At 50.2% G+C, this 11331-nt stretch carries 10 protein-coding genes; 5 read left to right on the top strand and 5 right to left on the bottom strand.

Going from position 1 to position 11331, the window contains the following annotated elements:
* Positions 1 to 181 precede the first annotated feature (181 nt).
* The 5 genes from MXE41_RS09685 to MXE41_RS09665 form a co-directional block, all read right to left on the bottom strand.
* Positions 182 to 829, bottom strand: coding sequence for a glycosyltransferase family 25 protein (locus MXE41_RS09685; protein WP_247100335.1), 648 nt, complete (start codon positions 827 to 829; stop codon positions 182 to 184).
* 85 nt (positions 830 to 914) lie between these two features.
* Complete coding sequence (locus MXE41_RS09680; protein ID WP_246975775.1) at positions 915 to 1655, bottom strand: glycosyltransferase family 25 protein; 741 nt, start codon at positions 1653 to 1655, stop codon at positions 915 to 917.
* A gap of 178 nt (positions 1656 to 1833) precedes the next feature.
* On the bottom strand, positions 1834 to 2979 hold the full coding sequence (locus MXE41_RS09675) for a MucB/RseB C-terminal domain-containing protein (RefSeq protein WP_247100334.1): 1146 nt from the start codon (positions 2977 to 2979) through the stop codon (positions 1834 to 1836).
* A gap of 551 nt (positions 2980 to 3530) precedes the next feature.
* Positions 3531 to 4256: an RseA family anti-sigma factor gene (locus MXE41_RS09670; protein WP_247100333.1), complete on the bottom strand. Its 726-nt coding sequence runs from the start codon at positions 4254 to 4256 to the stop codon at positions 3531 to 3533.
* Between the two features lie 12 nt (positions 4257 to 4268).
* Positions 4269 to 4877 carry a sigma-70 family RNA polymerase sigma factor gene (locus MXE41_RS09665; protein ID WP_246975782.1) on the bottom strand — a complete coding sequence of 203 codons (609 nt, stop codon included), beginning with the start codon at positions 4875 to 4877 and terminating at the stop codon, positions 4269 to 4271.
* A 499-nt stretch (positions 4878 to 5376) separates the two neighbouring features.
* Between MXE41_RS09665 and nadB the strand changes: the two genes are divergently transcribed.
* From nadB to rfbB, 5 genes are all read left to right on the top strand, one after another.
* Complete coding sequence (gene nadB, locus MXE41_RS09660; protein WP_247100332.1) at positions 5377 to 7005, top strand: L-aspartate oxidase; 1629 nt, start codon at positions 5377 to 5379, stop codon at positions 7003 to 7005.
* A gap of 147 nt (positions 7006 to 7152) precedes the next feature.
* Positions 7153 to 8064, top strand: a complete 912-nt coding sequence (locus tag MXE41_RS09655; RefSeq protein ID WP_247100331.1) for a glycosyltransferase family A protein — start codon at positions 7153 to 7155, stop codon at positions 8062 to 8064.
* Between the two features lie 113 nt (positions 8065 to 8177).
* Positions 8178 to 9074: a glucose-1-phosphate thymidylyltransferase RfbA gene (rfbA, locus tag MXE41_RS09650; protein ID WP_247100330.1), complete on the top strand. Its 897-nt coding sequence runs from the start codon at positions 8178 to 8180 to the stop codon at positions 9072 to 9074.
* Complete coding sequence (gene rfbC / locus MXE41_RS09645) at positions 9061 to 9621, top strand: dTDP-4-dehydrorhamnose 3,5-epimerase (protein WP_246976304.1); 561 nt, start codon at positions 9061 to 9063, stop codon at positions 9619 to 9621. The genes rfbA and rfbC overlap by 14 nt, the downstream gene beginning before the upstream one ends.
* Before the next feature lie 411 nt (positions 9622 to 10032).
* The gene (rfbB, locus tag MXE41_RS09640) at positions 10033 to 11049 is read left to right on the top strand and encodes a dTDP-glucose 4,6-dehydratase (RefSeq protein ID WP_247100329.1); all 1017 of its coding nucleotides are present in this window, start codon (positions 10033 to 10035) and stop codon (positions 11047 to 11049) included.
* The last annotated feature ends 282 nt before the right edge of the window (positions 11050 to 11331 follow it).

Raw genomic sequence — 11331 nt, 5'->3', positions numbered from 1 at the left:
CTTATTGGTTCTACCAAAACAACAACTGGTCTCACAGTAAAGTGCGTACCAGATTTCAACAGCTATGAAACAGGCATCAAAATCAGTGATGCCCAGATGAAATCGATAGACATGGAACCCATTGGGCCATTTCCTCTCTGGAACTATCGAATCAATGGTTTTAAAAGATCAATTTAATTGCTTACAGTTCCTTAAAGCCAATCATGCCTGACAGATAGTCAGACGGCAGTCTTACAGGATAGCCAAGCTCAATAAGCCTGCGGCAGGCTTTGGCAGTTATCACATACAGGGCAGTGACGGCCACCAGATGACGGGCATTGACGCGGGCATCAAGATAATCATTGCGCATTCCCAGACGGCGGAAATAGAAGCTTTTGTCGTCGCGGAAATAATACCTGCGGGCAAGAGGCAGAGATTTGATACCGTTGTGATCTTCGCTGAAGTTGACTATGTCCCATGGCTCTGTGATGCAGTCAAGATGTTCAATGGCCTCAAAGACATCTGGATGCGGCTGGGCATCGTCCTCCATGACGACAGCATACTCAAGCCCCTGGTCAATAATGTGCTGATACAGTCTCAGATGCGACAGGGCGCAGCCCATTTCAGATGGAGTCAGCTGATCGGCCACCCTGACTGTGGTGCCGTTGATCAGGTGGAGGTCGCAATGATCCTCATTGGAAAACAGAGCCCGCTCCTGGTCTGTAAGCTCAACCCCGTATGAGGCATCAAAGATTTCAAAGTTCACACCATGTGCTCTGAGCACAGACGAGATGTTTTCACGCCTGTCTGCAGACTTCTTAAGACTGATTACAAAGTACCTGGCACTCACCGAAATCTCCTTAAACTGTTAATTGCTCCCTATGACTGGCGTGGCACAGGCTTGATGATTACCGGAGCTGAAGATCTTTTCAGGACTAAAGACGGGTAATTTTATGGTCAGCGCGATCACCAATGGTTGATTCGAAAACCGGCTCAGCATAGAAGTGATTATGCGGAAAAACCGCAAAGGTTTTTAAATTATTCCAGGCAATAATGCCATTAAGATAATCCGCTGGCAAGCGCACAGGATAGCCAATTTCCAGCAGTTTGCGACATGCTGATGCAGTAACTATGTACATCATGTTGAACAGTACAATACGCCTGGTATTGAAGATGGCATCAAGTACATCGTTGCGCATGCCCAGACGCTGGAAGTAGAAGTTCTTATCCTCCCTGAAGAAGTATTTGCGGGCTCCTGGCAGACTGCGAATGCCGTAATCTGAGGAGAAGTTGATGACATCCCATGACTCTTTGATGCAGTCCACTCTGGCTACAGCCTCAAAGGCATCAGGATGAGGCTGGACATCATCTTCCATAATGACGGCATGCTCAAGGCCCTGATCAAGGATGTGCTGATACAGTCTCAGGTGCGACAGAGCGCAGCCCTTTTCAGCTGGCGAAAGAGAGCCGCCAATGGACACACTGCGGCCTGCCTTCATGTTCAGGACAGGATCGGATCCGCTGTGAAACAGAGCCTGCTCCTCAGGAGTCATCTCCTTGCCATAAGTGGCGTCAAAGATTTCAAAATCCACGCCCTGACTGGACAGAATTGAAGAGATGCTTGCTCGTCTTTCAACTGACTTCTTAAGACTGATTACAAAGTACTTGGTGCTCACTGAACATACCTTTTGAAATTAACCCTTGCATTCCCCGAAATCATGCACGCCCAGTAAGGCAAGCCGGCCGGGCGGGCGGCACAGCAGCATGGCCGCATTGTGTCATGCCCGCCTTACCGTGCTGGCTCAGTCATGCCCGCCTTACGGGGCTGGCTCAGGGGCGCTATATGTCCGTCTTTCAGTCATGAATGCGCTTGAGGACGTATTCGGCAAGACTTACAGGAACTTCGCCCACAACAGAATACTCATGCGAGGAGCTGTTCTTTCTGACAATGGTCAGGGTGCCATTGCTTAAGACAGGGTAGAAAATAGAGCTTCGCTTGTTGCGATAAACTCGAAATGAAGTCAGACCATCGGAGAACTCCTGATAAATGCACTCCGGGCCGCCCTCGGGATAGTCACCTGTTGAGGCCAGAGTATAGACATCAGGGATACTAAGCTCTTGCCAGATTTTTTTGCGGTTGTGCGGAATATCAGTCTGCTTCTTGTCAGCTGAGGCAGCAAGACGGCCATCTCTGCCTGAGGCATTAAGTGAGGCGCCGGCCTGACTTGTGGTATCTGTACTCAGAGCGCCACCGGCAAGAGCGCTTTCCGCTCCGGTTGTCTGCTTACACTTGTCATCGCCATCGGCACAGGGCGGGGTGCTGAGCTGGACGCTGTCTGCCAGCATGCTGGCAGTCTGGCCTGACTGCCGGGCTGTTATGGAGCTGTCATTTTCGTCCCTGCTGTCGTTTTTATCATGCCTTACGGATGATCGGCGCGCCTCAAAATCAGCCTCTCCCTTTTCGGCCTTGTCAAAAACGGCATCGGCAATTGGAAAATCAATGCCGCCAATAATGCGGCTGTCCATGGTGGTAAGTCTTCCTGAAACCGTTCCCTTGCTGTCTACAATGGTCAGCTCAATAGGAAAGTCAGATTCATCTTCCTTGGCCAGGATAAATGAATATCTCAGACCCTCCTGAGGAATAAGACGGATAAGACTTACACCTCTGCCCATAACACGGGTACGGCCGGTCAGCACACAGGAATAGTTCTTAAGCTCCTTGCGGCTGCCAAAAAGATTGTCCCAGATCAGGGTAGGATGCCAGGTAAGAGGATGAGAGCTGCCGGCACTGTTGGCATAATCAAAGCCTTTGCCATCACGCAGGGCATAGCCGCGCACTTCACCGTTGAGGCTTTGCCAGAGCACATAGTGCTTGCCGTTGAGGCCATTGCTCTGCAGAGTGATATAAGGCGCAATGACATTGTTGGAGCCTGAAAAAATGATTACTGACTGGGTGGTTGCTGACTGAACCTTGTCTCTGCTCTCATTGAAAGAATCCATACACTGCAAAGTGGCATCGCCACTGTCTTCCAGTGCCCTGACCGGCGCACTGCCCCAGGCAGGCCCCTGCAGCAGATTCAGGCCGGCCGATCTCGTTTCTGCCATGGCAGCTGAGGACATCAGCATGCCTGAGAGCGCAGAAAGTACCAAAACAGATTTGAGCTTCATAAGATCACCATTTTGCGGCTGCTCTGCAGCACTGTTATTACCATTGTGTGGCAGTCCAGCTGCAGGACACAGCTGCACTCCAGTATCCGGATCGCGCAACTGCATGAATGCAGCACCATCTTATTCTATCTTATGAAACAGACATTGTCTGACTGCCTTGTCATGAATGAGCACAGCAGCTGCGCAAAGTCAGCAAGCAGGCCGCCAGGGCATGCCTGGCCGGCATCGGGCTGGCAAGGCCGGCCATGGCGGCCAGGCAGCGCGCTGCGTCCTGGCAGGTTCAGATCGGGGCGCGGGACGCAGCCGGTTTGAAAAGGGCATAAAAAAACCTGCATTCCGTCAGGAAAGCAGGCTTTTTTGTTCAGCAAGTAACTGTTTGAAGCTTACTTGTTGGAGGCTGTGTCCAGAACATAACCTCTTACATAGACATTGATCTTATCAAGCTCTTCTTTCTGCTTCTGCTTGAGATCAGCCTGATAGCCAGGGGCGATCATTTCGCCATTTTCCTGGACAGCGTCGAGATTGATCATCATCTCATTGTCGCTGTTCTGATAGCTGGCAAGGCTCAGACCAACAACAGGACCGACATTGGTGGCGGCAGTAGAGGCAACGCTCTCCATGACAGGGGATGAGGCATTGTAGGTCTGCAGTCCGATGACGGCTACGGAAGCAACGGTTGCAGCAATGGCAATCTGAGAGGCGAAAACACCGGCCTTCTTGAGATTGAGCATGCGCAGTAAAGGACGGGTTGATGCGGCTGCAGCACCCTCAGCACTGTCCTGAGCGCCTGATATGTCAGCAGCGCTGTTAAAGGAAACCCTGAGTGAGGAAGGCAGATCGGCTGTGTCGTCGTATGGAGGAACCCAGGCCTTTTCCATGTCTTCCTTTGCAATGGCGGCCATGACCTTGTCAGAAAAGTTAAGGTCGATCTTTTCAGGCAGCTCATTACGTAAGGAGCTTCTGATTAATGCCCAGTTTTTGAGATGAGACTTGACCTCATCTGAGGAGAGCAGTTCAGTCATCCCGGATGACTGCTGATGGCAACGTCCATCAAAAAGATCCGAGGCGTTCTGAAGATGCTCGTTAGTTTTTGATGAAAGGTTTTGCATAAAATGCTCCAGCTAATTTCCTTGTGAAAACTGAGCCATCTTTTCTTCTATGTACTGACGGGCGCGGAAAATACGCGATCTTACAGTACCTTTTGGAGTGTCCATCAATGAGGCAATTTCCTCATACGACAGCTCCTCTACTTCTCTCAGCAGAATGGCTCGTTTTAATTCCTCAGGCAGTTCGTTCATTGCCTGAATAATCAGATCGTGCAGCTCATCTGATTCAATAAGACTGTCAGGACTCTCTGCATTGGTCAGAAGCCCCCGGGAAACCTGCTGGTTGTCAAAATCAGGATCGTCGACATCAAGTGTCATACGATGCTTCTGATTCTGCTCCAGATAGGACTTGGCCGTATTGCAGACAATACGGTAAAGCCAGGTATAAAAGGAGCTCTCGCCCCTGAAGTTTCCCAGAGCTCTGTAAGCCCTGATAAAAGCTTCCTGTGCCACATCGTTGGCATCAACATGATTGTGCACGTAACGGAAAGCAACTTCGCACACCTTATGCTGATACCTGAGCACAAGTATGTTGTAGGCCTCTTTATTGCCTTGCTGCACCATTTCGACGATAGCATGATCACTGGCGGCTGCAGGATCTTCCAGATCTTTGTTTATCGTCATAATGGCCTTCCAACATTGTGATTCAAGTGTTTAGACATGAGGGTTGCAGTTAAGTTCCCCAAAAGTTCCCAAAATGATTATGCCGTGAACAAAGCCTTACTGGATGGGCCTTTGTCGGCATGCTAGCGTGCCCATGCACGTGCATCAAATCAGGGCAGAGCCGGTCTGGCAAGTGTTAACCAGATGCACCGGGACAGCCATTATAAAACAAATGCATTATCTGTAAGAAATGTACCCCTGCAGCCCCGTAGACTTGCCCTTTTACTGTAAAACAGCAAAAATCACCGCATAAGGCATACAAAACACCTGTCCGGCACTGATGTTTATAAACGGCCGGTTTTATAATCAGGTTCAATCTGGTGCAAATCTGTATTAATTTTGCCCACAGATCCACCAGGGATCTACAATCACATCAGCAGTAATATCGCTGCACAGGCTCAGCCTGAAGACGAAAGTGTCACCTGAGCTGAACAATCTGAAACAATAGGGGGTCGGACCTATGGAATTTTCAACAGACTGCCTCATCATTGGAAGTGGTGCCGCAGGACTTACCCTGGCCTTGGGTATTGCTAAAAAGGCAAAGGTTATCGTTCTTTCAAAAGCAGATGTTTGCGCAGGATCGACCAACTATGCTCAGGGCGGCATTGCCGGAGTCTACAACATCAAGGATGATGAGGACTCGATTGAAAATCATGTCAAGGACACCTGTGTTGCAGGCTCATTCCTCTGTGATGAAAACGTAGTCCGCTACGTTGCCGAACATGCCCACGACTCAATCCAGTGGCTCATTGATGCCGGCGTTCCTTTTGACATGAAGGAAGAACCTGCCGGAGAAGAGCAGTCCCCATATCACCTCCACCGCGAAGGCGGCCATTCAAACAGACGTATCTTCCATGCCGAAGACCACACTGGCCGCTCCATTCAGGAAACCCTCGTAGCCCGCGCCCGCGAAAATCCGAACATAACCATTCTGGAAAACCGCTACGCCATCGATCTCATCACCACCAAGAAACTCAACCTGCCAGGCAACCGTGTCCTCGGTGCTTATGTACTCAATGAAGAGACCGACCATGTCGAGACCATCAAGGCACGCTATGTAGCCCTGTGCAGCGGCGGCGCCTCCAAGGTCTATCAGTACACCTGCAATCCTGAAGTCAGCTCCGGTGACGGTATTGCCATGGCATGGCGTGCCGGCTGCCGTGTAGCCAATATGGAATTCAACCAGTTCCATCCTACCACCCTGTTTAATGCCGATGACCGCAACTTCCTGCTGACCGAAGCTCTGCGCGGCGAAGGTGCCACCCTTGAGCGTGCTGACGGCAGCCGTTTCATGCCTGAGTATGATGAAAGAGGTGAACTGGCTCCACGTGATATTGTGGCCCGAGCCATCGACCACGAGATGAAAAAGACCGGTGCTGACTGCATGTACCTCAATATCAGTCACAAGCCGTCTGAGTTCGTTAAAAAGCACTTTCCTACCATCTATGAGCGCTGCCTCAAGGTAGGTGTGGACATTACAAAGCAGCCTATCCCAATTGTTCCAGCAGCTCACTTCAACTGCGGTGGCGTAATGGTAGACAGCAAGGGCCGAACAGATATTCTCGGACTTTATGCTGTAGGTGAAGTGGCCTATACCGGCCTGCATGGCGCCAACCGTCTGGCCTCCAACTCACTGCTCGAATGTGTGGTCTATGGCCATGCAGCTGCTGCCAACATGCTCAGGCACCTTGACATTGATGACAGCGACTATATCGTCAGTCTCAATATTCCCGACTGGGATGAAAGCCGCGTTACCGACTCTGATGAAGAGGTGGTTATCACCCATAACTGGCATGAGCTGCGCCTTATGATGTGGGACTACGTGGGCATTGTGCGCACCAACAAGCGTCTGCAGCGTGCTCTGCACCGTATCAACCTGCTCAAGCGCGAGGTCAGTGAGTACTACTCAAACTTCAAGGTTTCCAAAAACCTGCTGGAACTGCGCAACCTGCTGCAGGTGGCTGAAATCATAGTGCTCTCCGCCCTGGAGCGAAAGGAGTCACGCGGTCTGCACTACTCCCTTGATTACCCTGATCAGCTCGAGCACAGCGGCCCAACCATTCTGTCTCGCGAGTGCGTCAAAGACTGACCTTGACTGTCTTTAACTGCACATTATTCTGAGCCCGGAGCTCAGGCTTAAAAGGCGTCCTGCGACGCCTTTTTTTGTGCACTTAACCTGCAAATCAGCCTTAAGTGCCAATTTCCTGCCGGTAATGTGATATGGTGTTCCATAATTATGATGTCCTACGAAGGTGCTCACATGCCAAAAGTATCGGTACTTACTCCAGTTTATCGCACTGACGAAGCTCACCTAAGAACAGCCATTGAAAGCATTCTCAGTCAGAGCTTTGAGGATTTCGAATTCATTTTGCTTGACGACTGCCCTGATGACCCGAGACGGGCCATTATCGAGTCCTACAAAGACCCGCGCATTGTCTATGTGGTAAATGAGAAAAACATGGGCATTTCTCCGTCCCGCAACAGGCTTGTCGAGCTGGCAAAAGGAGAGTACCTGGCCATATTCGATCACGACGATATCTCCCAGCCGCAAAGACTGGAGCGTCAGGTTGAGTTCCTTGATGCCCATCCTGACTATGGCGTGGTGGGCTGTCAGGGCCTTGCCATTCCCAGAAATGAGCCCTTGCCATTTCCTGTAGAACACGAGCAGATCAAATACGCTCTGATGGAGATTTGCGCCATTCCTCATACAGCGGCCATGGTAAGAAAAAGCGTACTTGTTGAAAACAGCATCAGGTACGAGGCCGTCTTTTCCCCTGCCGAGGACTACGCCTTATGGTCACGCATGCTGGGCGTTACAAAAATGCATAATCTGCCTGAAACCCTGTACCACTACCGTGAGCATGAAAACTCCACCACCAGCAGACAGATGAACAGGATGATTGCAGCCGACGCCGCTGTAAAAGCTCTTAATCGTCAGCTTTATCCTGTTGAGTTCGCAGTTATATCAGCCAAAATTGATTACTACAGACAGACCCGTGTCAGGACCTACATAAAGCTCTTTAATTTCATACCTTTCCTGTACTTTAAAAGAAAATCAAACTATACCTGGGTCTATCTGTTTTTCGTAATTCCTCTGTGGCGCTACAAGACCTTTTACAACAAACAGTACTGGCAAGACTGGCTGTAAACCATTTGCAGGCCGTATGACAGTAAATCATTTGCAGACCGTATGACTGTAAATCATTTGCAGACCGTCGGGCATCACAACCATTTTCCTGCTCTCAGTACAACAACTTTTAGGTGGCATTGATGAAAGGTATTCTACTTGCCGGAGGCAGCGGTTCACGCCTGTATCCCCTTACCCGGACAACCTCAAAACAGCTGCTGCCTGTTTATGACAAGCCCATGATCTACTATCCCCTGTCAACACTGATGCTCTTTGACATCAGGGATATTCTGATTATCTCGACCCCAAGAGATCTGCCTAATATCAGGCAGCTTTTTGGCGATGGCAGCTCTCTGGGCCTCAATCTGCAATATGCTGTGCAGGAAAAGCCCGAAGGTATTGCCCAGGCATTTTTGATTGGCCGTGACTTTACTGGTGAAGATCCTGTATGCCTGATTCTGGGAGACAATATCTTTTACATCAATGAGCAGCTGGAGAACATTAAGAAGGCCTCCCAAAGCACAGCATCAGGACAGGCAACTATCCTTGCCTACCATGTGACCAACCCGTCACGCTTTGGCGTCATAGAGTTCGACAGCTCATTCAAGGTCAAATCCATTGAAGAAAAGCCGGCTGAGCCCAGGTCAAACTTTGTCTCTGTAGGTCTGTACTTCTTCCCTGGTGACGTGTCTGACAAAGCTGGATCATTGCGACCTTCTGAGCGCGGCGAGCTGGAAATTACCGATCTGAACAATCTGTATCTCAAGGAAGACAGGCTTAATGTCCTGCCTTTAAAGCGCGGCAATGCCTGGCTTGATGCCGGTACACCCGACAGCCTGCTCGATGCCGGTACCTTTGTTCAGATTATTGAGAAAAGACAGGGGCTGAAAATAGCCTGTCTGGAAGAGATTGCCTATAAAAAAGGCTTTATTACGGCTCAGCAGCTGGCAGCTACAGCGTCAGGTCTGAAAAACTCCAATTACAAGGATTATCTGAATAAGGTTCTTTCTGATGAGCATAACCTGTACTAAAACCGCTATCGACGGTGTTGTTATAGTCAGTCCTTCTGTCTTCAGGGACGGACGCGGCGAGTTCTTTGAATCCTACAATATCAGAGACTTTCACGAGGCAGGTATAAACGCTGAATTTGTCCAGGATAACCAGTCCAGCTCTGTTTATGGAGTACTGCGCGGCCTGCACTGCCAGCTGGGCGAACACTCTCAGGCCAAGCTCGTCAGAGTGCTTGAGGGCAGAGTCCTTGATGTAGCCGTAGATATAAGACCCGATTCTCCTACTTTTGGAAAGCATGTAGCCGTAGAACTGAGCGCACAGAACAAGCTGCAGCTCTTTATTCCACGTCATTTCCTGCATGGCTTTGCCGTACTTAGCCCATCTGTTACCTTTGCGTACAAGTGTGATAATCTCTACTGCCGCGAGTCGGAGTACTCAGTTCGCTTTGATGACCCGGACATCAACATTGACTGGCAGCTGCCATCCACTGATGTCATCCTTTCAGACAAGGATATGAACGCCCACAGTCTCCAGGATCTCAAGCAGGTGCTGGGCATGGCCCACTGATGCACCTCAGTCAGGCGCCGGGCATGGCCCACTGACACACCTCAGGCAGGCGCCGGGCATGGCCCACTGATGCACCTCAGGCATGTGCCGGGCATGGCCTGCTGACACACCTCAGGCATGCCGGGCATGGCCTGCTGACACACCTCAGGCATGTGCCGGGCATGGCCTGCTGACACACCTCAGGCATGCCGGGCATGGCCACTGACACACCTCAGACATGCCTGGCATGGTCATCTGACACATATGGAGCCGTCCATGAACATGTCCTGTGAGATGCCATGGGGTATGGAGACATGCATGGAAGTTTAATGCAGACACTTAACAGAACCTGAGAATAATGTTTTTCCAACTGCACCTCAGTGGCGTTTCTTACTGATTTCTTGCAGATACTGACACTTCCTAAAATTATTTATGAAGCAATCAATTTTAATTACTGGTGGAGCCGGTTTTATCGGCTCAAATTTTGTTCCTGAGTTCTGTGCCCGGCACCCTGACTACAATGTCATTGTGCTGGACAAGCTGACCTACGCCGGCGACATGAGCAATCTGTACGAGTGCCACGGCAAGAGCAATTACAGCTTCATTCAGGCTGATATCTGCGACATGAATGCCATGGAAGAGATCTTTACCTCCCTTGATATTCGTGGCGTCATCCACTTTGCCGCTGAAAGCCATGTAGACAACTCAATCAACGGACCAAGAGCCTTTATTGACACCAATATTACCGGTACCTTCAACCTCCTGCAGGCTGCCTACAGCTACTGGATGACTGCCCCTGGTCAGGTAAGAAAGAGCTATGAATCCTGCCGTTTTCACCATATCTCCACTGACGAGGTATACGGCTCTCTTGGAGCTGAAGGCCTGTTTACAGAAAAGACAGCCTATGCTCCCAACTCACCGTATTCTGCATCCAAGGCCAGCTCTGACCACATTGCTCACGCCTTCTTCAAGACCTATGGTCTGAATGTAACCATCTCTAACTGCTCAAACAACTACGGTCCCAAGCAGCACGCTGAAAAACTCATTCCCAAGACCATTCTCAACTGCATTGCCCTCAAGCATATTCCTGTATACGGCAATGGCAGCAATATCCGCGACTGGATCTATGTCAAAGACCACTGCAAGGCCATTGATCTTATCTTCCACAGCGGCAAGGCTGGTGAGACCTACAATGTAGGTGCCTCCAATGAGCAGACTAACCTGAGCCTGGTAAAGATGATCTGTACCATCATGGACAGAAAGCTGCCACGCGCTGACGGCCGTTCCTACATGGAGCTTATTTCCTATGTTCAGGACCGCGCAGGCCACGACTTCCGCTACGCCATAGACTCGACCAAAATCAAGAACGAGCTTGGATGGGTACCTGAGACCTCATTTGAGGATGCCCTGGAGCAAACCATCGACTGGTACATCAGGAAAGCAATGTAACTTAACAGCCCCTGTGCATGGTTTGCAGCTGGTTCAATGGTAACGGCACATGTGCATGCTTTGCAGCAGGTTCAATGGTAACGGCACATGTGCATGCTTTGCAGCTGGTTCCCTGGTAACAGCTCCTGTGCATGGTTTGCAGCTGGTTCAATGGTAACGGCACATGTGCATGCTTTGCAGCTGGTTCCCTGGTAACAGCTCCTGTGCATGGTTTGCAGCTGGTTCAATGGTAACGGCACATGTGCATGCTTTGCAGCTGGTTCTTTCGTAATGGCCAGAGGC

The organism is Anaerobiospirillum sp. NML120449 (assembly GCF_023051105.1).
Classification (GTDB): Bacteria; Pseudomonadota; Gammaproteobacteria; order Enterobacterales; family Succinivibrionaceae; genus Anaerobiospirillum.
Note: the sequence above shows the minus strand (reverse complement) of the source record. Positions and strands in the feature narration are given on the sequence as shown.